Raw genomic sequence first — 23,621 nt, forward strand, 5'->3', positions numbered from 1 at the left:
GACGAGGAAGGAGTGCGTGGGTGACGCCTGAGGAGGTTCTGGCCGCGGACCGGGCGCACGTGTGGCATCCGTACGCGGCGCTCCCGCCGGCGAGCGCGCCCTACGTGGTCGAGGGCGCGGAGGGGGTGCGGCTGCGGCTGGCCGACGGGCGGGAACTGGTCGACGGGATGTCGTCGTGGTGGGCGGCGATCCACGGTTACCGGCACCCGGTGCTGGACGCGGCGGTGACCGACCAGCTCGGCCGGATGAGCCACGTGATGTTCGGCGGGCTCACCCACGCCCCGGCGGTGCGGCTGGCGCGGACCCTGGTCGAGCTGGCCCCGGACGGGCTGGAACACGTCTTCCTCTGCGACTCGGGCTCGGTGAGCGTCGAGGTGGCGGTGAAGATGTGCCTGCAGTACCAGCGGGCCACCGGCCGCCCGGAGCGCCGCCGGCTGGGCACCTGGCGGGGCGGCTACCACGGCGACACGTTCCACCCGATGAGCGTCTGTGACCCCGAGGGCGGCATGCACCACCTCTGGGGCGACGTGCTGCCCCGGCAGGTCTTCGCCCCGGTGCCGCCCGGCGGGTTCGACACCCCGCCCGACCCGGCCTACGAGGCGGCGCTGGTCGACGCGGTCGAGCGGCACGCCCACGAACTGGCCGCGGTGATCGTCGAGCCGGTGGTCCAGGGCGCCGGCGGGATGCGCTTCCACCACCCGCACTACCTGCGGGTGCTGCGGGAGGTGACCCGCGCGCACGGGGTGCTGCTGGTCTTCGACGAGATCGCCACCGGCTTCGGCCGGACCGGCACCATGTTCGCCGCCGAGCACGCCGGGGTGGCGCCGGACGTGATGTGCGTGGGCAAGGCGCTCACCGGCGGCTACCTCACCCTGGCCGCCGCGCTGTGCACCCCGGAGATCGCCCGCGGCATCTCCGCCGCCGGCGTGCTGGCGCACGGTCCGACGTTCATGGCCAACCCGCTCGCCTGTGCGGTCGCCAACGCCTCCATCGGGCTGCTGCGGGCCGGGGACTGGGCGGGGCAGGTGGCGAGGCTCCAGGCGGGCCTGCGGGCCGGCCTGGAGCCGTTGCGCGGCGCGCCGGGGGTGCTCGACGTGCGGGTGCTGGGCGGGATCGGCGTGGTCCAGCTGGACCACGAGGTCGACCTGCCGGCCGCCACGGCGGCCGCGGCGGGGCGGGGGGTCTGGCTGCGCCCGTTCCGCGACCTGGTCTACACCATGCCGCCGTACGTCACCGACGACACCGACCTGGCCCGGATCGCGGCCGGGGTGGCGGCGGCGGTGGCGGCCGGCTGACCGCCCGGTCCGGGAGACCCGGCCGGGTACGCGGGCGGCCGACGCGGCCCGCGCGAGGAGCGAGGAGAGGACGAGAGGTGGAGAGTTTCGGCGCCCGCCTGCACCGGGCCGTGACCGAACGGGGCCCGCTCTGCGTGGGCATCGACCCGCACCCGGGGCTGCTGGCCCGCTGGGGGCTGCCCGACGACGTGACGGGGCTCGACCGGTTCGCCCGGACCGTCGTGGAAGCGCTCGGTGACCGGGTTGCGGTGATCAAGCCCCAGTCGGCCTTCTTCGAGCGGTTCGGCTCGCGCGGGGTCGAAATTCTTGAGTCAACTATCCGACAGTTACGGGCTTCCGGTTCGCTCGTTCTGCTTGACGTCAAGCGCGGCGACATCGGCTCGACGGTCGCCGCGTACGCCGCCGCGTACCTCGACCCATCCAGCCCCCTGTATGTCGACGCGGTCACCGCCAGCCCGTATCTCGGCGTCGGTTCGCTCGCTCCGATGTTCGAGCTGGCCGCCGCGCAGGGCGGTGGAGTCTTCGTCCTCGCGCTCACCTCCAACCCCGAGGGGGCCGCCGTGCAGCGGGCCCGGGCGGCCGACGGGCGGACCGTGGCGCAGACCGTGATCGACGAGATTTCCCAGCTCAACGCGGGTGCGGAGCCGCTCGGCAGCTTCGGTCTGGTGGTCGGGGCGACCATCGGCGACACCGGCCACGACCTGTCCGCGGTGAACGGTCCGCTGCTCGCGCCGGGCCTCGGTGCGCAGGGCGCCACCCCGGCCGACCTGCGGGTGGTCTTCGGCTCCAGCCTGCCCGCGGTGCTGCCCTCGTACTCCCGGGAGGTGCTCGGCGCGGGCCCCGACGTGGCCGCCCTGCGGGCCGCCGCGGACCGGGCGCTGGCCGGCTGCCGGGCCGCCCTGGCTGCCGGTTGACTGACTGACGGGTCGATCACTTTGTCGTGATCATGGCGCGCCCACGTTGCCGAAAGCTCCGTTGACCGCTAGTTTTCCCCGCGCTGGGAACCACGGACCCCTTGGTTCACAGCGACACCACGTTTCACAGATGCGGCGGTGCGTCCCGCCCGTCGCGATAGGGACCTGAGGAGAACTGGTGCCGCTCCCGTCACTGACCCCAGAGCAGCGCGCAGCCGCGCTCGAGAAGGCTGCGGAGATCCGCAAGGCCCGCGCTGAGCTGAAGGAGCAGCTCAAGCAGGGCAAGACCACCCTCGGAGCCGTCCTCGAGCGGGCCGAGTCCGACGACGTCGTCGGCAAGCTCAAGGTGTCCGCCGTCCTGCAGGCGATGCCGGGTATCGGCAAGATCCGGGCCACCCAGATCATGGAGAAGCTCAAGATCGCCGACAGCCGTCGCCTGCGTGGCCTCGGCGAGCAGCAGCGCAAGGCACTGCTTGGAGAGTTCTCCGCCAACTGAGTCTGGCGGCGTGTAGAAACAAGCAGTGAGCACGGAAGGCGAGGCGCGCCCGGCGGCTCGGCTCACTGTCCTGGCCGGACCTTCGGGCACCGGCCGGGAGAGTGTCGTCGAGTTGGTCCGGGCGCGTTCTCCCGCCGTGTGGAGCCCGGTGCCGGCCACCACCCGCCCACCCCGGGCGGGCGAGCGGCCCGGCACCGACCGGCTCTTCTGCGACCCGGTCGAGTTCGACCGGATGGCCGCCGCCGGCGAGCTGCTGGAGTGGAGCCGGATCGGCCCGTACGCGCGCGGCACGCCCGCGGCGCAGGTGCGGGCCCGGCTGGCCGCCGGGCAGCCGGTGCTGCTCCCGCTGGACCTGCCCGGCGCGATCGGCGTCCGGGCGGTGCTCCCCGACGCCCGCCTGGTCCTGCTCGTCCCGCCCGGATTCGACCCGGCGCCGGCCACCCTGGCGGAGACCGACGCCGTCGTGGTGCACGACCTGACCGAGCGCACGGTCACCGAGCTGGTAGGCTTGCTCGGTTCTTCGTTACCGGCTCCGGCCCGGTCGCCGCTGGGCGGTCGGGCGACGTAGCCGCTCCGAGCGGTTCTCCAGACGCAGAGGTTCATTCGTGGGATCCATCGCCACCAACCCCGAGGGCATCACCAACCCGCCGATCGACGAGCTCCTCGAGAAGACCACGTCGAAGTACGCGCTGGTCATCTTCGCCGCCAAGCGCGCCCGTCAGGTCAACGCCTACTACAGCCAGCTCGGTGAGGGCCTGCTGGAGTACGTCGGCCCGCTGGTCGAGACCACCCCGCAGGAGAAGCCGCTCTCCATCGCCATGCGCGAGATCAACGCGGGCCTGCTCACCGCCGAGCCGACCGACCAGCCGTAACCCGCCCCGCGCCGATGTCCCCCCGGATCGTCCTCGGGGTCGGTGGCGGCATCGCCGCCTACAAGGCGTGCGAGCTGCTGCGGCTGTTCACCGAGTCCGGCCACCGGGTCCGGGTCGTGCCGACCGCGTCGGCGCTCCGCTTCGTCGGGGCGCCGACCTGGGCGGCGCTCTCCGGCCAGCCGGTCGCCGACGAGGTCTGGTCGGACGTGCACGAGGTGCCGCACGTGCGCCTCGGCCAGCAGGCCGACCTGGTGGTGGTCGCGCCGGCCACCGCCGACCTGCTCGCCAAGGCCGCCCACGGCCTCGCCGACGACCTGCTCACCAACACCCTGCTCACCGCCCGCTGCCCGGTGGTGCTGGCGCCCGCCATGCACACCGAGATGTGGGAGCACCCGGCCACCGTCGCCAACGTGGCCACGCTGCGCGCCCGCGGCGTGCGGGTGATCGAGCCCGCCGTCGGCCGGCTCACCGGCGCCGACACCGGCAAGGGCCGGCTGCCGGATCCGGCGGAGATCTTCGCGGTCGCCCGCCGGGCCCTGGCCCGGGGCGCCGCCGCCCCGGCCGACCTGGCCGGCCGCCGGGTGGTGGTCACCGCCGGCGGCACCCGGGAACCGCTGGACCCGGTCCGCTTCCTGGGCAACCGGTCCTCCGGCAAGCAGGGCTACGCGTTCGCCCGCACCGCCGTGGCCCGGGGCGCCCGGGTCACCCTGGTCTCGGCCAACGTCGCGCTGCCGGACCCGGCCGGTGTGGACCTGGTCCGGGTCGGCACCACCGAGGAGCTGCGCCAGGCCACCCTCGCCGCCGCCGAGGCGGCCGACGCGGTGGTGATGGCGGCCGCTCCGGCCGATTTCCGGCCGGCGACCTACGCGACTGGCAAAATCAAGAAGTCGGACGACGGCAGCGCGCCAACCATCGAGCTGGTCACCAACCCGGACATTGCGGCCGAGCTGGGCCGGCGCCGTCGGCCGGAGCAGGTGCTGGTGGTGTTCGCCGCCGAGACCGGCGACGCCGAGGCCAACGGCCGGGCCAAGCTCGCCCGCAAGCGAGCCGACCTCATCGTGATCAACGAGGTCGGGCCGGACAAGGTCTTCGGCGCCGAGACCAACGCGGCGACCGTCATCGGCGCGGACGGCTCGGTCAGCCGGATGCCCGAGCAGTCGAAGGAGGATCTGGCCGACGGCGTCTGGGACCTCGTGGTGACCCGGCTGGCCGGTCCTTCCTGACGGGTGGTACCGAACACTGACCAGCGCGCGCTGCGCGGACGGTGGTGACTACACTGCCGCGGAACGACTTTTCCATAGCTTAGGAGTGCCGTGACACGCCGCCTCTTCACGTCCGAATCGGTCACGGAAGGCCACCCGGACAAGATCGCCGACCAGATCAGCGACGGGATCCTGGACGCGCTGCTCAGCCAGGACCCGCACAGCCGGGTCGCGGTGGAGACCCTCATCACCACCGGCCAGGTGCACGTGGCCGGCGAGGTCACCACCAAGGCGTACGCCGACATCCCGACCATCGTCCGGGAGACCATCCTCGGGATCGGCTACGACTCGTCGAAGAAGGGCTTCGACGGGGCCTCGTGCGGCGTGAGCGTCTCCATCGGCAACCAGTCCCCGGACATCGCCCAGGGCGTCGACAACGCCTTCGAGCTGCGCACCGGCGCCTCGGAGAGCGCCCTGGACGCGCAGGGCGCCGGTGACCAGGGCATGATGTTCGGCTTCGCCTGCTCGGAGACGCCGGAACTGATGCCGCTGCCGATCGCGCTCGCGCACCGGCTGGCCCGCCGCCTCGCCGCCGTACGCAAGGACGGCACCATCCCGTACCTGCGTCCGGACGGCAAGACCCAGGTCACCATCGAGTACGACGGGCTGCGCCCGGTGCGGCTCAACACGGTGGTCGTGTCCAGCCAGCACGCCGCGGACATCTCGCTGGAGTCGCTGCTCACCCCGGACGTGCGCGAGCACGTCATCGCCCCCGAGCTGGAGAGCCTCGGGCTGGACACCGAGGGTTACCGGCTGCTGGTCAACCCGACCGGCCGGTTCGAGATCGGTGGCCCGATGGGTGACGCCGGCCTGACCGGCCGCAAGATCATCGTGGACACCTACGGCGGCTACGCCCGGCACGGCGGTGGCGCCTTCTCCGGCAAGGACCCGTCGAAGGTGGACCGCTCGGCCGCGTACGCGATGCGCTGGGTGGCCAAGAACGTGGTGGCCGCCGGCCTGGCCGAGCGCTGCGAGGCGCAGGTCGCGTACGCGATCGGCAAGGCCCACCCGGTCAGCCTCTTCATCGAGACGTTCGGCACCGAGACGGTGCCGGTCACCTCGATCGAGAAGGCGGTGACCGAGGTGTTCGACCTGCGCCCGGCCGCCATCATCCGGGACCTCAACCTGCTCCGCCCGATCTACCGGCAGACCGCGGCGTACGGCCACTTCGGCCGGGAGCTGCCCGACCTGACCTGGGAGAGCACCGACCGGGCCGCCGACCTCAAGTCGGCCGCGGGAGCCTGACCGGCACCAGGCGTAGCGACCGGCGGCCCGCGGACGGGTCGCCGGTCGCTCGCGTCTGCGTGGACGTGCCCCTGGCCCACCTGGACCGGCCCTTCGACTACCTGGTGCCGGCCGAACTGGACGCCGACGCCACCCCCGGGGTGCGGGTGAAGGTCCGCTTCGCCGGGCAGTTGGTGGACGGCTGGCTGCTGTCCCGGGGCGACGACTCCGGGCACACCGGGCGGCTGGCGTACCTGGAGAAGGTGGTCTCCCCGGAGCCGGTGCTGGCGCCCGAGGTGGCCCGGCTGGCCCGCGCGGTCGCCGACCGGTACGCCGGCAGCCTCGCCGACGTGCTCCGGCTGGCCGTGCCGCCCCGGCACGCCCGGGTGGAGAAGGACGTCCGCGCCCGCGCCGCCGAGGGCGAGACCGCCGGGGCGGGCGGCGACGACCCGGACACGCCGCCGGTGCCCGGCAGCCCGGCTGCCACGCCAGACCCCGCCGACGCGGACGCCACCACGGAGGCGCCCGGTCAGGACGCCGCGCCGCGGCCTGCCGGTACGGACGCCACGGCGGCGTCGCCCGGTCAGGGTGCCGCGTCGCGGCCTCCCGGTGCGGCTGCCGGTGCGGAGCTCGCCGGCCCGGTGACGATGCCCGACCCGCACGGCTGGCGGGACTACCCGGCCGGGCCGGCCCTGCTCCGGGCGCTGGCCGAGGGCCGGGCGCCGCGGGCGGTCTGGTCGGCGCTGCCGGGCGAGGACTGGCCCGCCCGCTACGCCGAGGCGGTCGCCGCGACCGTGGCCGGCGGCCGGGGTGCGCTGGTGGTGGTCGCCGACAACCGCGACCTGGACCGCCTCGACGCCGCGCTGACCGCCAGGCTCGGCCCCGGCCGGCACGTCTGCCTCTCCGCCGCCCTCGGCCCCGCCCGGCGCTACCGGGCGTTCCTCTCCGCCCGGCGCGGCGACGTGCCGGTGGTGATCGGCACGCGGGCGGCGATGTTCGCCCCGGTGGACCGGCTCGGCCTGGTCGCCATCTGGGACGACGGGGACGACCTGCACGCCGAGCCGCGGGCGCCCTACCCGCACGCCCGGGAGGTGCTGCTCACCCGGGCCCAACTGGGTGAGGCGGCCGCCCTGGTCGGTGGGTACACCCGCACGGCCGAGGGGCAACTGCTGGTGGAGACGGGCTGGGCCCGGGAGGTGGTGGCCGACCGGGCCACCGTGCGCGCGCGGATGCCGGCGATAGCGCCGACCGGCGACGATCCTCAGTTGGCGCGTGACCCGCAGGCCGCCAGCGCCCGGCTGCCCAGCCTGGCCTGGACCACCGCCCGGGACGCGCTGCGCGCCGACCGGCCGGTGCTGGTCCAGGTGCCGCGCCGCGGCTACCTGCCGGCGGTGGCCTGCGCCGACTGCCGGACCCCGGCGCGGTGCCCGCACTGCGCCGGCCCGCTCGCCCTGCCGTCCGCCGCCGGCACCCCCGCCTGCCGCTGGTGCGGCCGGGTCGCCGCCGCGTACGCCTGCCCGCAGTGCGGTGGCCGGCGGCTGCGCGCCTCGGTCACCGGCGCCCGGCGCACCGCCGAGGAGCTGGGGCGGGCGTTCCCGGGCGTGCCGGTGCGCACCTCCGGCCGGGAGGAGGTGCTCGCCGCCGTGCCCGGCGGCGCCGGCCTGGTGATCGCCACCCCGGGCGCCGAACCGGTCGCCGACGGCGGCTACGGCGCGGTGCTGCTGCTCGACTCCTGGGCCCTGCTCACCCGGGCCGACCTGCGGGCCGGGGAGGAGGCGCTGCGCCGCTGGCTGGCCGCCGCCGCGCTGGCCCGGCCGGGACCGGCCGGCGGCCGGGTGGTGGTGGTCGCCGACGGCGCGCTCGCCCCGGTGCAGGCGCTGCTGCGCTGGGACGCCGCCTGGTTCGCCGAACGCGAACTGGCCGAGCGGCGCGAGCTGGGCTTCCCGCCGGCGGTGCGGATGGCCAGCGTGACCGGCCAGCCGGCCGCGGTGGCGGACCTGCTGGCCGAGGCCCGGCTGCCCGCCGAGGCCGAGCTGCTCGGGCCGGTGCCGGCGGACGGGGAGCGGGAGCGGATGCTGGTCCGGGTGCCCCGGGCCCGGGCCGCCGCGCTGGCCGAGGCGCTGCACTCCGCCGCCGGGGTCCGCACCGCGCGCAAGGCCACCGATCCGGTCCGGCTCCAGGTCGACCCGCTGGCCCTCTTCTGAGCGACCCGGCGGGTGGCCACCGGTGGCCGGGGAGCGCGGATCCGCCCCGCCACCGACCCCGGATCGCACCCGGTGTCCGGGAAACCCCTGGCCATGAGGTGATAGCATCGCCCGTCATGCCCGGGCGTACGACGGCTCCAGGTCGCGGCGCGGCGTCAGGCGCGCCGAGCTGGAGCTGCCGCAGGTGGCGCGACGGTGGCGCCGAACGCGTCGGTCGGCGCGGTGTCGGGATGTCCAACAGCCGGTGATCAGGGGTGGACCAGTCGTGACCGTTCGTCAGTCGATCGTCTTCAACGGTGACCTCGGCAGCGGCAAGAGCACGGTGTCGGTGGAGATCGCCAAGCGGCTCGGGCTGCGCCGGGTCAGCGTCGGCGACCTCTACCGCGAGATGGCGCAGCAGCGGCAGATGACCGCGTTGCAGCTCAACCTGCACGCCGAACTCGACCAGGCGGTCGACGGCTACGTCGACCAGCTCCAGCGCGACATCGCCGCCTCGGGCGAGCGGCTGGTCATGGACTCCCGGTTGGCGTGGCACTTCTTCACCGACGCGCTCAAGGTGCACATGATCACCGAGCCGACCGAGGCGGCCCGCCGGGTGCTGGCCCGGCCGTCCGGCCCGGCCGAGAGCTACACCTCGCTGGACGAGGCCCGCGCCAAGCTGAAGGAGCGCAGCGAGAGCGAGCGGGGCCGGTTCCTGGTCCGCTACGGGGTGGACAAGGCCCGGCTGCGCAACTACGACCTGATCTGCGACACCACCCGGGCGTCCGCCGCCGAGGTGGTCGAGCACATCATCGACGCGTACGAGGGCCGGCTCGGCGCGGAGGTGCTGCGCGACGCCCCGCCGCTGCTGCTGCTCGATCCGGCCCGGGTCTACCCGACCGAGGACATCGCCACCCTGCGCGGGCTCTGGGACTCCGAGTTCGTCGGCGAGGTCGCCTCCGCCGGGGACGAGGCGCTGGAGCCGCTGAAGATCGGCTACACCGGCGAGTACTTCTTCGTGGTCGACGGCCACCGCCGGCTCAGCGCCGCCCTGCAGAACGGCTTCCGCCTGGTGCCCGCGCAGTTGGTCGCCGAGGTGGACGAGCCGGTGGTCGGCGGGATGAGCGCGGTGGACTACTTCACCGCCCAGGTCCGGCCCGGCGTGGTCTACGACTGGGAGGCCGCCCACAAGATCGAGCTGCCGCTGCCGGTGCACGCCCGGCACGCCGGCGACGCGGTGCTGGCCGGAGAGCCGGGCGCGGGCGCCTGAGCCAACCGCCGTCATCCGCCGCCGGCCGGCCGGCCGGGCGGGCGGCGACGACGGCCGGGCGGGCGGCGACCCGGCCGATCGGTTCGGCCGGACGGGGGCCGGCTCAGGCCGGGGTGCCCGCCGGTGACCGCCGGGCCGCCACCGCCGCCGCGAAGGCCCGCACCATCGGGTGCGGCTCGTCGCCGTCGCCGGCCAGCTCCGGCTGGAAGAGCGTGGCCAGGAAGAACGGATGCCCGGGCAGTTCGGCGACCCGTACCTGCCCCTGCGGGTCGTGCCCGGTGAACCGGAGGCCGTGCTCGACCAGGGTCGCCAGGTAGCGCGGGTTCAGCCCGTAGCCGCACTGGTAGCGCTCGGTGCTGCGGTCGGCGCCGGTGCTCCGCTGCGCCAGCGAACCGGCGGCGAACACCACCGGCCCCTCGTGGCCGTGCAGCGCGCAGGCGAGCGGCTCGATGAGCAGGTCCGGGGCGTCCGGCGCGGTCTCGCCGTGCGCGACGTCGGTCAGGCCGCAGACCGCTCGGGCGTACTCCAGCAGGGTGTGCTGGAACCCGCCGCAGGTCGCCAGCAGCGGGATGCCCCCGGTGCGGGCGCAGCGCACGGCGTGCAGCGCCCCGGCCTCGCTGCGGTAGGGACTGCCCGGCAGCAGCCAGATCCCGTCGAAGTCGGCGAGCCGGCTGGCCGCCGCCTCCTCGGTGGGGATCCAGTACGCCTCCAGGTCGGTGCCGTGCCGGTCCCGCAGGGCGGTCAGCAGGGCGGGCACCCGGGTGTGCGAGCGGACGGCGGGGGAGCGGTCGCCGACGAGGGCGAGCCGGGCAACGGCGAAGGTCATGCCGACCATCGTGGCCAGCCCGGCCGATCACGTCCAACGATGATCCGTACTGGCCGGATCAGGAACACTTATCCGCCGTGGACCCGCACCTGCTGCGCACCTTCACCGTCGTCGCCCGCCTCCGGTCGTTCTCGGCGGCCGCCGTGGAACTCGGCTACACCCAGTCGGCGGTGAGCCAGCACGTCGCCGCTCTGGAGGCCGATCTCGGCGTACGCCTGCTGGACCGCCGGCCGGTGACGCCGACCGTCGCCGGGACCCGGCTGCTCGCGTACGCCGAGCCGATCCTGCTCCGGCTCGCCGCGGCGCGGGCCGACCTGGCCCGGCTGGCCGCCCCGCGGCCGGGGCCGCTGCGCGTCGGCGCCACCCCGCTGGTGGTGGCCGCGGCGGCGCGGTTGGCCACCGGCCGGCGCGGCGCGCTGACCCTGCACGTCACCACCCGCGCCGACCTGCCGCGCCGGGTCGCGACTGACGAGCTCGACCTCGGACTGCGCGACGGCTTCGCCGCGCCCAACGATCCGCTGCCCGGCGCCGACCTCGGGCCGACCCGGGTCGAGGTGCACGGCGTGGAGCCGGTGGTGGTGGCGCTGCCCCGCGACCATCCGCTGGCCGCCCGCCACCGCCTCGCCCTCGCCGACCTGGCCCTGGCCCGCTGGGTCGACGCGCCGGAGGTCGCGGCCCCGCTGGCCCAACTGCGCGCGGTCGCCGGCGCCGACGGGTTCCGCGCCGACGTGCGCTACCCCGGCACGGACGTCGCGGGGCTGCTGGCGGTGGTGGCCGCCGGGCACGGGCTGGCCGTGCTCCCGGCCGGGGTGGTGCGGGCGGGCGCCGGCCTGGTCGGGGTGGCACTGGCCGACCCGCGGTTGGTGCACCGGGTGGAGCTGCTCCGGCCGGCGCCCGCGGATGGCCCGCCGGGCGGATCGGAGGGATGATGAGGTCCGTCGATCGGGGGAGGGCGACCATGGACGCCGCCGAGGCGCTGACGCTGCTGATGTCACCGCGGGGGCGCGTCGACCCCTACCCGACGTACGAGCGGCTGCGCGCGTACGGGCCGGTGGTCGAGGCGGCCCCGGCCTACTACGTGGTGACCGGCTACGCCGAGGCCGACGAGATCCTCCGCGACCCGCGGTTCGGGGTGCTCGACGACGAGCTGCGCGACCAGCTCTGGCCCGGCTGGCGGGAGAGCCCCGCGGTGACCTCGATCTCCCGGTCGATGCTGCGGACCAACCCGCCGGACCACAGCCGGATGCGCCGGCTCGCCTCCGGCGCGTTCACCCCGCGGCGGGTCGCCGCGCTGCGCGAGGTGGTCGCCGGGCAGGCCGAGGACCTGGTCGACGCGATGTGCGAGCGGGGCGGCGACGGCGCACCCGTCGACTTCATGACCGAGTTCGCCTACCCGCTGCCGGTCGGGGTGATCTGCGCGCTGCTCGGCGTGCCCGCCGCCGACCGGCCGCTGTTCCGGCGCTGGGCGGCGGACCTGACCGGGGTGCTGGAGCCGGAGATCACCCCGGCCGAGCTGGCCGTCGCCGACCAGGGCGCCCGCGAGCTCAGCGCCTACTTCACCGAGCTGGTCGCGGCCCGCCGCCGGGCCCCGGCCGACGACCTGACCACCGCGCTGGTGCAGGCGCACGACGCCGACGGTGCCCGGCTCTCCGGCGACGAGCTGCTGGCCAACCTGGTGGTGCTGCTGGTCGCCGGCTTCGAGACCACCACCAACCTGCTCGGCAACGGCCTGGTGGTGCTGCTGCGTCACCCGCGCCACGCCGACGCGCTGCGGGCCCGTCCCGACCTCGCCCCCGACTACGTCGAGGAGATGCTGCGCCACGACTCGCCGGTGCAGCTGACCAGCCGGCTGGGCACCGCCCCGGCGACCGTCGGCGGCGTCGAACTGCCGGCCGGCAGCTGGGCGCTGCTGCTGCTCGGCGCGGCCAACCGGGACCCGCGGCGGTACCCGGAGCCGACCCGCTTCGACCCCGGGCGGGCGCAGCAGCAGCCGCTGTCGTTCGGGGCCGGCCCGCACTACTGCCTCGGCGCCGGACTGGCCCGGCTGGAGGCCCGGGTCGCCTTCCCGCTGCTGCTGCGCCGGCTGCCCGGCCTGGCCCTGGCCGGCGAGCCGCGGCACCGCACCCGGCTGACCCTGCGCGGCTACGACACGCTGCCGGTGCGCGTCGCGGCGGTCGCCCCCGGCACCGATCGCGGTACGCCGGCCGGGAGCCGTCCCGGCACTCCGTAGACTGGTACGGCACAGGTCGTCCCACCCGTGAAGGAGCCACCCCGCGTGACCGTCCAGCCCATCCGTCTGTTCGGCGATCCGGTGCTGCGCACGCCGGCCGATCCGGTGGTCGACTTCGACGCCGAGCTGCGCAAGCTCATCGCCGACCTGACCGACACCATGCGCGAGCAGAACGGCGCCGGTCTCGCCGCGCCGCAGCTCGGCGTGGGGCTGCGGGTGTTCACCTTCGACGTCGACGACGTGCTCGGCCACCTGGTCAACCCGGTGCTCGAGTTCCCCGACGAGGAGGAGCAGGACGGCCCGGAGGGCTGCCTGTCCATCCCCGGGCTCTACTTCGACACCAAGCGGCGGCAGAACGTGATCGCCAAGGGCTTCAACGGCTACGGCGACCCGTTGCAGATCGTCGGCACCGGCCTGATGGCCCGGTGCGTGCAGCACGAGACCGACCACCTCGACGGCGTGCTCTTCGTCGACCGGCTCGACCCGGCCGGGCGCAAGGAGGCGATGAAGGCGATCCGCCAGGCCGAGTGGTACGACCCGGCCGCCCCGCCGACGGTCAAGCTCAGCCCGCACGCCGCCGGCAGCAGCCCCTTCGGCCTGGGTCGGTGAGCGGCCGGTGCGGGTGATCTTCGCCGGCACGCCGGCCGTCGCGGTCCCGGCCCTGGCCGCGGTGGCCGCCTCCCGGCACGAGCTGGTGGCCGTGGTCACCCGGCCGGACGCGCCCGCCGGGCGGGGCCGCGGCCTGGTCCGGTCCCCGGTCGGCGCGTGGGCCGACGAGCACGGGGTGCCGGTGCTCACCCCGGCCCGCCCGCGCGAGCCGGAGTTCCTGGACCGGCTGCGTGAGCTGGCCCCGGACTGCGTGCCCGTGGTCGCCTACGGCGCGCTGGTGCCGCCGGCCGCGCTGGAGATCCCCCGGCACGGCTGGGTCAACCTGCACTTCTCGTTGCTGCCCGCCTGGCGTGGCGCGGCGCCGGTGCAGCACGCCGTGCTGCACGGCGACGAGATCACCGGAGCCAGCGTCTTCCAGCTGGAGGAGGGGCTGGACACCGGCCCCGTCTACGGCACGCTGACCGACGAGATCCGTCCCACGGACACCTCCGGCGACCTGCTGGAGCGGCTCGCCCACTCCGGCGCGGGCCTGCTGGTGGCGGTGCTCGACGCCATCGCCGACGGCACCGCCCGGGCCGAGCCGCAGCCCGCCGACGGGGTGTCGCTGGCGCCGAAGCTCACCGTGGAGGACGCCCGGGTGCGCTGGTCGGAGCCGGCGTTCGCGGTGGACCGGCGGATCCGCGCCTGCACCCCGGCGCCCGGCCCGTGGACCACCTTCCGGGGCGAGCGGGTCAAGCTCGGCCCGGTCAGCCCGGTGGCCAACGGGCCCGAGCTGAAGCCGGGCGAGCTGCTGGTGGAGAAGTCCCGGGTGCTCGCCGGCACGGCCACCGTGCCGGTGGCGCTCGGCGAGGTGCGCGCGGCCGGCAAGCGGGCCATGCCGGCGAGCGACTGGGCGCGGGGCGCCCGGGTCGCCGCCGGCGAGGTGCTCGCGTGACGGGGCCGGCCGAGCGACCGGCGGTGGACCCGACCGGCCGACGCGAGGAGCGGCCCGGCGCGGGTCGGGGCGGCGAGCGCGGGGGCCGGCCCCCGGCCGGCCGGCGTACCGAGCGACCGGCACGGGGCGGCGGGCGCTACGGCGGCCGGGCGCCGCGGCCCGCTGTCGACCTGCCGCGGTACGCGGCGTACGAGGCCGTCGCGGCGGTGCACCGGGACGACGCGTACGCCAACCTGGTGCTGCCGACCATCCTGCGCGACGCGGGGCTGACCGGCCGGGACGCCGCCTTCGCCACCGAGCTGACCTACGGCACGCTGCGCCACCTCGGCACCCTGGACGCGATCCTGACCGCCGCCGCCGGGCGCGACGTGCAGCGGATCGACCCGCCGGTCCGCGACGCGCTGCGGCTCGGCGCGTACCAGCTGCTGCACACCCGGGTGCCCGCGCACGCGGCGGTCTCCTCGACGGTCGACCTGGTCCGCGCGGTCGGCCCGGGGGCCACCGGGTTCGCCAACGCGGTGCTGCGCGAGGTGGCGGGCAGGGACGCCGACGCCTGGGTACGGCAGCTCGCCCCGCCGATGGAGAGCGACCCGATCGGGCACCTCGCGCTGGCGTACAGCCACCCGCAGTGGATCGTGCGGGCCTTCGCCGAGGCGCTCGGCGGCGACCTGGGCGAGACCACCCGGCTGCTGATCGAGGACAACGAGCGCCCGCCGGTGCACCTGTGCGCGCGGCCGGGGCTGGCCGATCCGGTGGAGCTGGCCGACGAGGTCGGCGGCGCACCGGGTGCCTTCTCGCCGTACGCCGTCTACCTCTCCGGTGGCGCGCCCGGTGACCTGCCGGCGCTGGCGCAGGGGCGGGCGCACGTGCAGGACGAGGGCTCCCAGCTGGTGGCCAACGCGCTGGCGACGGCCCCGCTGGACGGTCCGGACGGGCGCTGGCTCGACCTGTGCGCCGGGCCGGGCGGCAAGTCCGGGCTGCTCGGCGCGCTGGTCGCGGAGCGCGGCGGGCGGCTCACCGCGGTCGAGGTGGCCGAGCACCGGGCCCGGCTGGTGTCCCAGGCCACCCGCGACCTGCCGGTGACCGTGCTCAACACCGACGGGCGCGCGGTCGGCGACCACCCGAAGCTGCCGGTGGACCACTTCGACCGGGTGCTGGTCGACGCGCCGTGCACCGGGCTGGGCGCGCTGCGCCGCCGGCCGGAGTCGCGCTGGCGGCGGCAGCCGTCCGACCTGCCGCCGCTGACCCGGTTGCAGCGCGAGCTGCTCGCCGCGGCGCTGCGCGCGGTGCGCCCCGGCGGCCTGGTCGCGTACGTGACGTGTTCGCCGCACACGGTGGAGACGCACGTGACGGTCACCGAGTCGGCGCGTCGGGCCGGGGTGCCGGTCGACTTCGTCGATGCCCGTCCACTGCTGCCGGCGGGGATGCCCGGGCTCGGCGACGGGCCGACGGTGCAGCTCTGGCCGCACCGCCACGGCACCGACGCGATGTTCCTCGCCGTGCTGCGCCGGAGCTGAACCCCGCGCCGGGTGGGTCGCGGGCCGGCCCACCCGGCCGCGCCGGTCAGGTGATCGGCAGGCCCTTGCTGCCGGCGCCCTTCACCGACCGGGTGAGGGTCCGGTCGCTGACCCAGAGGAAGCACTGGACGCCGCGGTTGCCGTCCTGCCAGTCCTCCTCGAACGGGTGGTAGAAGATCGTGCCGACCCGGTACTGCAGGTTGCCGTCGTCGGGCACCTTCGCGTACTTGGCGATCAGGGTGCGGCAGGCCCGGTGCACCCGCTTGCTGGTGCGCCGGAACTCGGCGTAGCTGGTCTCGGGGGCGTGCCAGACGCCGACGAACTCGGCGCGGTGCTTGCTGGTGCAGGACACCGGCCGCATCTCCGCGACGTGGCCCTTCTCCAGCTTGGGCGAGAAGCAGCGGTAGGCCAGCGGGGAGTCGCCGCGCAGCGCCCCGCGCAGGCTGCCGGTGCGCGCGTCGGCGGAGGTGTCGTCGAGGCTCCGGATCTCGCTGACGTCGCAGCGGAACCAGCGCGCCCCGCCGGTCCACGCGGCCGGGGACGGGAACACCACGGTGAGGCCGAGCCGGCCCGAACGCCAGTCGCCGCCGACCGCCTCGTTCACCGCCTTGCCGCACGCCGCGTGCGCGGAGCGCATGCCCGCCGAGCCGGCCTTCGGCGGCGTGCCGCGGTCGGCGTCCGGGCCGGAGAGGGTGCCCACGTGCAGCGTTTCCACCCGGTGCGACACGCCGCAGTCCACCGGGTTGTACCCGCTGAGGTAGCCGACCTCCTGGAAGCCGGCGTGGCAGACGTCGGCGGCCGGGACGAACGCCTGCGGCGCGACCGGGGCCGGCCAGTCGTCGGTGAGGTTGCCGTCCACTCCGGCCGGTGCGCCGCACCCGGTCAGCGCCAGGGCCGTCACCGCGCCCAGCGCGACCGCCGTCCACCACCGTCGCATCGCCGACCTCCCCCGATCGTGGTCCGCCACCGGATCGCCGACCGGCCGGTGCGCCACGGTGCGGCAGCATACGGCACGCGGCCCGGTCGCGGGCGTTCCCTTCCACGGGCGGCGCGGAGTGCCGGCGGTGCGGCGGTGTGGACGATCGGGGCGCGGCGGCGTGGACGGCTCGCGGTGCGGCGGCGGGGACCGCTCAGATCGCCGGCAGGCCCTTCGGCCCGACGCCCCGCATCGACCGGGTCAGCTTCCGGTCGTCGCTCCACAGGAAGCAGCGCACGCCCCGGTCGCCCTCCTCCCACTCGCGCTGTGACGGCGGGTAGAAGATCGAGCCCGCGCGGTACGGCAGGTCGCTGTTGTTGGGCACGTCGGCGAAGGCGGCGATCAGCGCCATGCAGCGCCGGTGCGCCTGCGGCGCGGCCCGGGTGAACTCCGCCCAGGTCATGTCCCGCTCCACGTAGACCCCGACGAACTCGGCCCGGTGCGGCTCGGTGCAGAGCACCGGCGCCATGTAGTTGAGGTTCTCGCCGATCAGCTTGGGGTCGAAGCAGCGGTGCACCAGCGGGGAGTCGCCGATCATCGCGCCGCGCAGGCTCCCGGTGCGGTTGACCGGTCGGGTGTTGTCGATGCTGTCGGTCTCGCTGAGGTCGCAGCGGAACCAGCGGGCGCCGCCACGCCAGGCGGGAGCGGAGGGCAGCGCGATGTTCAGCGTCAGCCGGGCGGCGTGCCAGTCGCCGCCGAGCGCCTCGCGCACCCGTTCGTCGCACTCCCGGCGGGCGGTGCCCAGCGCCGGCGAGCCGGGCTCCGGCCGGTCACCCTGCGCGGCCGACCCGGTGAAGGTGCCGACGTGGATCGCCTCGGCCAGGTGGTTTCGCGAGCAGTCCACCGTCTCGTAGGTGCTGGCCTGCACGACAGCGGTGATCCGGGGCAGGCAGGCGCCACTGGCCGGGACGAACATCTGCGGCGGCCGCAGCGCCGGCCAGTCGTCGGTGAGGTCGCCGTCCGACCCGCCCGGCCGGACACAACCGGCCAGCAGCGCCACCGCCGTGCCGGCCATCGTCAGCGCCAGCAGCCACCGTCGCATCGTCCGCCCTTCCCCGGAGCTGACGGCCACCGTCCACCGGCGCGATGCCGGGGGACGGGCGGCTCGCGTCACCGTCCCTGATGGAGTCTTGCCGCGTTTCCGTCGTTCGGCCAGTCGCAGGTGACTCTTCGTCCGGTTTCCCGGACCAGGGTGGCCAATTCTGCACCATTGGTCACCGCCGGGTCACGGGGTGTCCCGCATGGTGCCGCGCTGCGGGCGGCCGATCACCGCGTTCGTACACTGGCCCCGTGACCGTACCGCCGCCGATCGTCGCGCCGAGCATCCTGGCCGCCGATTTCGCCCGCCTCGCCGAAGAGGTCCGCGCCGTCGAGAACGCCGCGGACTGGTTGCACGTCGACGTGATGGACAACCACTTTGTGCCGAACCTGACCATCGGCCTGCCCGTGGTGCAGAGCCTGCGGGCCGCCACCGAGCTGCCGTTCGACGTGCACCTGATGATCGAGGATCCGCGGCGGTGGGCCCCGGGCTACGCCGACGCCGGGGCGTACAACGTCACCTTCCACGCCGAGGCGTGCGACGACCCGGTGGCGCTGGCCAAGGACCTGCGCGCGGCCGGCGCCAAGGCCGGGCTGGCCATCGACCGGGACACCCCGATCGAGCCGTACCTGGAGCTGCTGCCGAGCTTCGACACCCTGCTGGTCATGACGATCAAGGCCGGCTTCGGCGGCCAGCGGTTCATCCCGCAGCTGCTGGACAAGGTCCGGGCCGCGCGCCGGCACGTGGCCGCCGGCCACCTGGAGCTGCGCATCGAGGTGGACGGCGGGATCGCCGCCGACACCATCGAGCAGGCCGCCGCCGCCGGCGCCGACGCCTTCGTCGCCGGCACCGCCGTCTACGGCGCGGCCGACCCCGCCGAGGCGGTACGCCGGCTGCGGGCCCTCGCGGAACGCGCCGCCCCCGAGGCCTGACGTGGACCCGGCGGAGGAGCGACCGGACGTCATCCTCGTCGTCGACGACGACGAGGACATCGCGCGTTTCGTCGAGTTCAACCTCCGCCTGCACGGCTTCGAGGTGCTGCACGCCAGCGACGGTCAGGAGGCGCTCGAGGTGATCGAGCGGCAGCGGCCCGACCTGGCGGTGGTGGACCTGATGATGCCCCGCGTCGACGGGCTGGAGCTGACCCGCCGGCTGCGCGCCGACCCGATGACCTCGGCCCTGCCGGTGATCATGCTGACCGCCAAGGGGATGACCTCGGACAAGGTCAACGGGCTCAGCGCCGGCGCCGACGACTACCTGGTCAAGCCCTTCGACACCGCCGAGCTGGTCGCCCGGGTCAGCTCCACGCTGCGCCGCAACAAGGAGTTCCGGGAGGTCTCGCCGCTGACCGGGCTGCCCGGCAACAGCCGGATCCGCCGGGAGATCGCCGACCGGGTCCGCAGCGGGGCCGACTACGCCGTCGGCTACATCGACATCGACCGGTTCAAGAGCGTCAACGACCGGTACGGCTTCGTCCGCGGCGACGACTTCATCTCGGCGCTGGCCCGCTGCCTGCACCGGGCGGTGGTCTCGGTCGGCCTGCCACCGGCCTTCCTCGGCCACGTCGGCGGCGACGACTTCGTCATCGTCTGCACCCCGGAGCAGGTCCTGCCGCTGACCTCGAAGGTCTCCACCGACTTCGAGCGGGCCGCCGACGCGCTCTACGACCCGGACGACGCCGCCCGCGGCTACGTCGAGCTGAAGGACCGCCGCGGCAACATCCGGCGGGCCGCCCTGGTGACCCTCTCCATCGGCGTCTCCGTCTCGGACGCCGGCAAGCGCTTCACCAACCCGCTGGAGGCGATCGCCGTCGCCTCGGAGATGAAGTCGGTGGCGAAGAGCCAACCGGGCTCGTACGTGGCGGTCGACCGGCGGCGCGGGGTCAGCGACCCCCACCGTCATGTGAAGTAGCTCGCCTCGGTGGCGACACGCCCCGCCCAGCGTGTAAGACTGCGGAGGTACCCACCACGCGCTGGCGGGACTCGGTGTAATTCCGAACCGGCGGTGATCCACGGCCTTCCGTGGTAAGCCCGCGACCCGGACGGCTCTGCCGCCCGGTGGACCTGGTGAGAATCCGGGGCCGACGGTTGGGTGCGGGCACGCCCGCTCCCAGACAGTCCGGATGGGAGACAGCGCGCGGGACGGATGGGCCGTGCCCGGCCGCCGATGTCGGCGTGCCGTGCCCGCCTGCCGGGTCGGCTGTGCCGTACCCGGATCTCCGCCGCCGCCTGCCTGCGGCCAACCGGCCGATGCCTCCCGACCGCCCGCGCGCGGACCGGCGAGTGAGAGGGCAGGGGCAGGGCGATGACGGGCGTCTCCGTCGACGAGGCGATGCGTCGCGCGATCGAACTCGCCGCGCGCGGGCTCGGCACGACCAGTCCCAACCCGGTGGTCGGCTGCGTGCTGCTCGACGCCGACGGCCGGGTCGTCGGGGAGGGCTTCCACGCGTACGCCGGCGGGCCGCACGCCGAGATCGTCGCGCTCGCCCAGGCGGGGGAGCGGGCCCGCGGCGGCACCGCGGTGGTCACCCTGGAACCCTGCGACCACACCGGTCGCACCGGCCCCTGCAGCACCGCGCTGGTCCAGGCCGGCGTGGCCCGGGTGGTGATCGCGGTCCCCGACCCGAACCCGGTGGCCTCCGGCGGCGCCGCCACCCTGCGCGCCGCCGGCGTCCAGGTCGACCTGGGCGTACGGGCCGCCGAGGCGGAGGCCGGCAACATCGCCTGGCTCACCTCGATGCGCCGCGGCTGGCCGTACGTGATCTGGAAGTACGCGGCGACCCTGGACGGCCGGTCCGCCGCGGCCGACGGCACCAGCATGTGGATCACCTCCGAGGCGGCCCGGATGGACGTGCACGCGCTGCGCGGCACCGTCGACGCGGTGCTGGTCGGGGTGGGCACCGTGCTCGCCGACGACCCCCGGCTCACCGCCCGCAACCTGCGCGACGGCACGCTGGCCATCCGCCAGCCGCTGCGGGTGGTGGTGGACAGCGCCGGGCGTACCCCGGCCGGCGCCCGGGTCCGCGACGGCGCCGCGCCGACCTGGATCGCCACCACCGACGAGGTCGGCGCCGGCCCGGACGGCGGGGTCGACCTGCCCGCGCTGCTCGCCGCCCTGCACGGCCGCGGGGTCCGCGCGGTGCTGCTGGAGGGCGGCCCCCGACTGGCCGGCGCCTTCCTCGCCGCCGGCCTGGTCGACAAGGTCGTCGGCTACCTCGCGCCCCGGCTGCTCGGCGCCGGCCCGGCCGCGCTGGTCGACGCGGGTGTGACGACCATCGCCGAGGCCATCGACCTGGAACTCACCGACGTTACCCAGATCGGTCCCGATCTGCGGATCACCGCGCTGCCCCGGAAGAGGGAGGGCTGACATGTTCACCGGCATCGTCGAGGAGTTGGGTGAGGTCGTCCGGGTGACCGCGACGGCCGGCGACTCCGCGCTGGTCGCGGTCCGCGGCCCGCTGGTCACCTCCGACGCCCGCCACGGCGACTCCATCGCGGTCAACGGCGTCTGCCTGACAGTGGTCGACGTCTCCGACGGGATCTTCACCGCCGACGTGATGGGCGAGACGCTGCGCCGTTCCGCGCTCGGCGCGCTGCGTCCCGGCGACCCGGTCAACCTGGAGCGGGCCGCCGCGCTCGGCAGCCGGCTCGGCGGGCACCTGGTGCAGGGCCACGTCGACGGGGTCGGCGAGGTGCTCTCCCGGGAGCCGGCGCCGCAGTGGGAGACGGTCCGCTTCACGCTGCCCCCCACGCTCGCCCGGTACGTCGTGGAGAAGGGCTCGATCACCGTCGACGGGGTCTCGCTGACCGTCGCCGACGCCGGCCCGGACTGGTTCGCCGTCGGGCTCATCCCGACCACGCTGAAGCTGACCACGCTCGGCGCCCGGGGCGTCGGCGAGCCGGTCAACCTGGAGGTGGACGTGCTGGCCAAGTACGTCGAGCGGCTGCTCGGCGACCGGCTGCCCGGTGCCGGCCTGCCGGCCGGCGGCGCGGCGGGCGAGGTCGCCTGATGGGCGCGCTGCACTGGCTGCTGGACGCCCAGGTGAGCATCGCCGGGTCGCCGGTGCTGGTCCGGGAGTTCGTCGGCAACGGCTTCGGGCTCGCCTCCGCGCTGCTCGGCCTGCGCCGGCTGGTCTGGGCCTGGCCGGTCGGCATGATCGGCAACGCGCTGCTGTTCACCGTCTTCCTCGGTGGGGTGTTCGCCACCCCGCAGGCGCACGACCTGTACGGGCAGGCCGGCCGGCAGGTCTTCTTCTTCGCGGTCAGCCTCTACGGCTGGTGGCGCTGGTCGCGGACCCGCCGGCTGGGCGCCGCGCCGGACCGCGCCGCCGTCGCCCCCCGCTGGGCCACCGCCCGGGAGCGGGTCGGGCTGCTGGCCGCCGCCGCGCTCGGCACCGCCGCGGCCTACCCGGTGCTCGCCGCGCTCGGCTCCTGGGGGCCGCTGCCGGACGCCTGGATCCTCACCGGCAGCCTGCTCGCCACCTACGGGATGGCCCGCGGCTGGGTGGACTTCTGGCTGATCTGGATCGCCGTCGACGCGGTCGGCGTGCCGCTGCTGCTGCGCGGCGGCTTCTACCCCTCGGCCGCCATGTACCTCGTCTACGGCGCCTTCTGCGCCTGGGGCCTGGTGAGCTGGTGGCGTACCTCGCGGGCGCTCCGGCCGGTCACCGCCCCGCTCCCGTCGACCTACTCGGAGGCCGTCGCATGACCACCACCTTCGCCAGCATCGAGCAGGCGGTGGCGGACATCGCCGCCGGCCGGCCGGTCGTCGTGGTCGACGACGCCGACCGGGAGAACGAGGGCGACCTGATCTTCGCCGCCGAACTGGCCAGCACCGAGCTGGTCGCGTTCATGGTCAGGTACACCTCCGGCTACATCTGCGTGCCGCTGACCGAGAGCGAGTGCGACCGGCTGGACCTGCCGCCGATGCACCACACCAACCAGGACCGGCGCGGCACCGCGTACACCGTGACGGTGGACGCCCGGGAGGGGGTGAGCACCGGCATCTCGGCGGCCGACCGGGCGCACACCATCCGGCTGCTCGCCGACCCCGGCACCGGCCCGACCGACCTGGCCCGCCCCGGGCACGTGGTGCCGCTGCGCGCCCGAGAGGGCGGCGTGCTGCGCCGGCCCGGGCACACCGAGGCCGCGGTCGACCTGACCCGGCTGGCCGGCCTGCGCCCGGCCGGCGTGCTCTGCGAGCTGGTCAACGACGACGGCACCATGATGCGGGTGCCGGACCTGGAGAAGTTCTGTGCCGAGCACTCGCTGACCCTGATCACCATCGCCGACCTGATCGCCTACCGGCGGCGCACCGAGAAGCAGGTGGAGCTGGTCGCCGAGGCCCGGATGCCCACCGAGCACGGGGTGTTCCGGGCGCTCGGCTACCGCAGCGAGCACGATCCGGCCGAGCACATCGCGATGGTCTACGGCGACCTCGGCGACGGCCAGGACGTGCTGGTGCGGGTGCACTCCGAGTGCCTCACCGGTGACGTGTTCGGCTCGCTGCGCTGCGACTGCGGGCCGCAGTTGAACGCCGCGCTGGCCCGGGTGGCCGCGGAGGGCCGGGGCGTGGTGCTCTACGTGCGCGGGCACGAGGGGCGGGGCATCGGCCTGCTGCACAAGCTGCAGGCGTACCAGTTGCAGGACCTGGGCCGGGACACCGTCGACGCCAACCTGGACCTCGGCCTGCCGGCCGACGCCCGCGACTACGGCACCGGCGCGCAGATCCTCTACGACCTCGGCGTGCGGTCGATGCGGCTGCTCACCAACAACCCGGCCAAGCGCGCCGGGCTGGAGGGCTACGGGCTGACCATCACCGGACGCGAGGGGCTGCCCATCCGGCCGCACCCGGAGAACGTGCGCTACCTGCGGACCAAGCGGGACCGGATGGGGCACCTGCTCGACGAGTTGGACGAGGTGACCGAGGCGCCGGCGAGCCGGCTGGCCTCGGGCGACGAGATCGGAGCGTAGCG

The 23,621-nt window shown here is 75.4% G+C and carries 23 protein-coding genes and 1 riboswitch; of the genes, 20 read left to right on the forward strand and 3 right to left on the reverse strand.

Annotated elements, in window-relative coordinates; translation table 11 throughout:
* Positions 1-20: 20 nt before the first annotated feature.
* From Q3W71_RS21390 to Q3W71_RS21430, 9 genes are all read left to right on the forward strand, one after another.
* On the forward strand, positions 21-1,295 hold the full coding sequence (locus Q3W71_RS21390) for an adenosylmethionine--8-amino-7-oxononanoate transaminase (protein ID WP_302921156.1): 1,275 nt from the start codon (positions 21-23) through the stop codon (positions 1,293-1,295).
* A 77-nt stretch (positions 1,296-1,372) separates the two neighbouring features.
* Positions 1,373-2,209 carry an orotidine-5'-phosphate decarboxylase gene (gene pyrF / locus Q3W71_RS21395; RefSeq protein WP_302921157.1) on the forward strand — a complete coding sequence of 279 codons (837 nt, stop codon included), beginning with the start codon at positions 1,373-1,375 and terminating at the stop codon, positions 2,207-2,209.
* A 178-nt stretch (positions 2,210-2,387) separates the two neighbouring features.
* Positions 2,388-2,705: an integration host factor, actinobacterial type gene (gene mihF, locus Q3W71_RS21400; protein WP_088994797.1), complete on the forward strand. Its 318-nt coding sequence runs from the start codon at positions 2,388-2,390 to the stop codon at positions 2,703-2,705.
* A 25-nt stretch (positions 2,706-2,730) separates the two neighbouring features.
* The gene (locus Q3W71_RS21405) at positions 2,731-3,273 is read left to right on the forward strand and encodes a guanylate kinase (RefSeq protein ID WP_302921158.1); all 543 of its coding nucleotides are present in this window, start codon (positions 2,731-2,733) and stop codon (positions 3,271-3,273) included.
* Positions 3,274-3,310: 37 nt separating this feature from the next.
* Entirely contained in the window at positions 3,311-3,577 is a 267-nt protein-coding gene (gene rpoZ / locus Q3W71_RS21410; RefSeq protein ID WP_013285517.1) for a DNA-directed RNA polymerase subunit omega, read from the forward strand.
* Between the two features lie 14 nt (positions 3,578-3,591).
* On the forward strand, positions 3,592-4,800 hold the full coding sequence (gene coaBC / locus Q3W71_RS21415) for a bifunctional phosphopantothenoylcysteine decarboxylase/phosphopantothenate--cysteine ligase CoaBC (protein WP_302921159.1): 1,209 nt from the start codon (positions 3,592-3,594) through the stop codon (positions 4,798-4,800).
* Positions 4,801-4,890: 90 nt separating this feature from the next.
* The gene (gene metK, locus Q3W71_RS21420) at positions 4,891-6,084 is read left to right on the forward strand and encodes a methionine adenosyltransferase (protein ID WP_088994794.1); all 1,194 of its coding nucleotides are present in this window, start codon (positions 4,891-4,893) and stop codon (positions 6,082-6,084) included.
* 59 nt (positions 6,085-6,143) lie between these two features.
* On the forward strand, positions 6,144-8,267 hold the full coding sequence (locus Q3W71_RS21425) for a primosomal protein N' (RefSeq protein ID WP_302921162.1): 2,124 nt from the start codon (positions 6,144-6,146) through the stop codon (positions 8,265-8,267).
* 265 nt (positions 8,268-8,532) lie between these two features.
* Entirely contained in the window at positions 8,533-9,516 is a 984-nt protein-coding gene (locus tag Q3W71_RS21430) for an AAA family ATPase (protein WP_302921163.1), read from the forward strand.
* A 103-nt stretch (positions 9,517-9,619) separates the two neighbouring features.
* On the opposite strand, the gene Q3W71_RS21435 is transcribed toward Q3W71_RS21430, so the two are convergent.
* Entirely contained in the window at positions 9,620-10,342 is a 723-nt protein-coding gene (locus tag Q3W71_RS21435) for a hypothetical protein (protein WP_302921164.1), read from the reverse strand.
* Between the two features lie 77 nt (positions 10,343-10,419).
* Here Q3W71_RS21435 and Q3W71_RS21440 point away from each other — a divergent pair, with 77 nt between their 5' ends.
* The 5 genes from Q3W71_RS21440 to Q3W71_RS21460 are packed head-to-tail and all read left to right on the forward strand — an operon-like array spanning position 10,420 to position 15,632.
* Complete coding sequence (locus tag Q3W71_RS21440) at positions 10,420-11,271, forward strand: LysR family transcriptional regulator (RefSeq protein ID WP_302921165.1); 852 nt, start codon at positions 10,420-10,422, stop codon at positions 11,269-11,271.
* Between the two features lie 29 nt (positions 11,272-11,300).
* Complete coding sequence (locus tag Q3W71_RS21445; RefSeq protein ID WP_302921166.1) at positions 11,301-12,572, forward strand: cytochrome P450; 1,272 nt, start codon at positions 11,301-11,303, stop codon at positions 12,570-12,572.
* A 45-nt stretch (positions 12,573-12,617) separates the two neighbouring features.
* On the forward strand, positions 12,618-13,181 hold the full coding sequence (gene def, locus Q3W71_RS21450) for a peptide deformylase (protein ID WP_109900787.1): 564 nt from the start codon (positions 12,618-12,620) through the stop codon (positions 13,179-13,181).
* A gap of 7 nt (positions 13,182-13,188) precedes the next feature.
* Positions 13,189-14,115, forward strand: coding sequence for a methionyl-tRNA formyltransferase (gene fmt / locus Q3W71_RS21455; RefSeq protein WP_302921167.1), 927 nt, complete (start codon positions 13,189-13,191; stop codon positions 14,113-14,115).
* Positions 14,112-15,632: an RsmB/NOP family class I SAM-dependent RNA methyltransferase gene (locus tag Q3W71_RS21460; RefSeq protein ID WP_302921168.1), complete on the forward strand. Its 1,521-nt coding sequence runs from the start codon at positions 14,112-14,114 to the stop codon at positions 15,630-15,632. The genes fmt and Q3W71_RS21460 overlap by 4 nt, the downstream gene beginning before the upstream one ends.
* Before the next feature lie 46 nt (positions 15,633-15,678).
* On the opposite strand, the gene Q3W71_RS21465 is transcribed toward Q3W71_RS21460, so the two are convergent.
* Positions 15,679-16,569 carry a septum formation family protein gene (locus Q3W71_RS21465; protein WP_302921169.1) on the reverse strand — a complete coding sequence of 297 codons (891 nt, stop codon included), beginning with the start codon at positions 16,567-16,569 and terminating at the stop codon, positions 15,679-15,681.
* A 193-nt stretch (positions 16,570-16,762) separates the two neighbouring features.
* Positions 16,763-17,650, reverse strand: a complete 888-nt coding sequence (locus tag Q3W71_RS21470; protein ID WP_302921170.1) for a septum formation family protein — start codon at positions 17,648-17,650, stop codon at positions 16,763-16,765.
* Positions 17,651-17,898: 248 nt separating this feature from the next.
* Here Q3W71_RS21470 and rpe point away from each other — a divergent pair, with 248 nt between their 5' ends.
* The 6 genes from rpe to Q3W71_RS21500 all read left to right on the forward strand — a co-directional run bounded on the left by rpe (position 17,899) and on the right by Q3W71_RS21500 (position 23,619).
* Entirely contained in the window at positions 17,899-18,579 is a 681-nt protein-coding gene (gene rpe / locus Q3W71_RS21475; RefSeq protein ID WP_302921171.1) for a ribulose-phosphate 3-epimerase, read from the forward strand.
* 1 nt (position 18,580) lies between these two features.
* Positions 18,581-19,558 (forward strand): response regulator, encoded by a 978-nt coding sequence (locus Q3W71_RS21480; RefSeq protein ID WP_302921172.1) that lies wholly within the window; start codon positions 18,581-18,583, stop codon positions 19,556-19,558.
* A 56-nt stretch (positions 19,559-19,614) separates the two neighbouring features.
* Positions 19,615-19,785: riboswitch (FMN riboswitch) on the forward strand.
* 166 nt (positions 19,786-19,951) lie between these two features.
* Positions 19,952-21,013, forward strand: a complete 1,062-nt coding sequence (gene ribD / locus Q3W71_RS21485; protein WP_302921173.1) for a bifunctional diaminohydroxyphosphoribosylaminopyrimidine deaminase/5-amino-6-(5-phosphoribosylamino)uracil reductase RibD — start codon at positions 19,952-19,954, stop codon at positions 21,011-21,013.
* A 1-nt stretch (position 21,014) separates the two neighbouring features.
* Positions 21,015-21,656 carry a riboflavin synthase gene (locus Q3W71_RS21490; RefSeq protein WP_302921174.1) on the forward strand — a complete coding sequence of 214 codons (642 nt, stop codon included), beginning with the start codon at positions 21,015-21,017 and terminating at the stop codon, positions 21,654-21,656.
* On the forward strand, positions 21,656-22,354 hold the full coding sequence (pnuC, locus tag Q3W71_RS21495) for a nicotinamide riboside transporter PnuC (RefSeq protein WP_302921175.1): 699 nt from the start codon (positions 21,656-21,658) through the stop codon (positions 22,352-22,354). Before Q3W71_RS21490 ends, pnuC begins: the two co-directional genes overlap by 1 nt.
* The gene (locus tag Q3W71_RS21500) at positions 22,351-23,619 is read left to right on the forward strand and encodes a bifunctional 3,4-dihydroxy-2-butanone-4-phosphate synthase/GTP cyclohydrolase II (protein WP_302921177.1); all 1,269 of its coding nucleotides are present in this window, start codon (positions 22,351-22,353) and stop codon (positions 23,617-23,619) included. Before pnuC ends, Q3W71_RS21500 begins: the two co-directional genes overlap by 4 nt.
* Positions 23,620-23,621: the final 2 nt, after the last annotated feature.

Source organism: Micromonospora sp. C28SCA-DRY-2 (assembly GCF_030519475.1).
GTDB lineage: Bacteria > Actinomycetota > Actinomycetes > Mycobacteriales > Micromonosporaceae > Micromonospora.

Bases quoted from the DNA above. Each gene is read 5' to 3' on its own strand.
- Q3W71_RS21500 (WP_302921177.1), top strand. From the start codon at position 22,351: ATGACCACCACCTTCGCCAGCATCGAGCAGGCGGTGGCGGACATCGCC.
- coaBC (WP_302921159.1), top strand. From the start codon at position 3,592: ATGTCCCCCCGGATCGTCCTCGGGGTCGGTGGCGGCATCGCCGCCTAC.
- ribD (WP_302921173.1), top strand. From the start codon at position 19,952: ATGACGGGCGTCTCCGTCGACGAGGCGATGCGTCGCGCGATCGAACTC.
- pnuC (WP_302921175.1), top strand. From the start codon at position 21,656: ATGGGCGCGCTGCACTGGCTGCTGGACGCCCAGGTGAGCATCGCCGGG.
- Q3W71_RS21465 (WP_302921169.1), bottom strand. From the start codon at position 16,569: ATGCGACGGTGGTGGACGGCGGTCGCGCTGGGCGCGGTGACGGCCCTG.
- Q3W71_RS21445 (WP_302921166.1), top strand. From the start codon at position 11,301: ATGGACGCCGCCGAGGCGCTGACGCTGCTGATGTCACCGCGGGGGCGC.
- Q3W71_RS21470 (WP_302921170.1), bottom strand. From the start codon at position 17,650: ATGCGACGGTGGCTGCTGGCGCTGACGATGGCCGGCACGGCGGTGGCG.
- Q3W71_RS21490 (WP_302921174.1), top strand. From the start codon at position 21,015: ATGTTCACCGGCATCGTCGAGGAGTTGGGTGAGGTCGTCCGGGTGACC.
- Q3W71_RS21435 (WP_302921164.1), bottom strand. From the start codon at position 10,342: ATGACCTTCGCCGTTGCCCGGCTCGCCCTCGTCGGCGACCGCTCCCCC.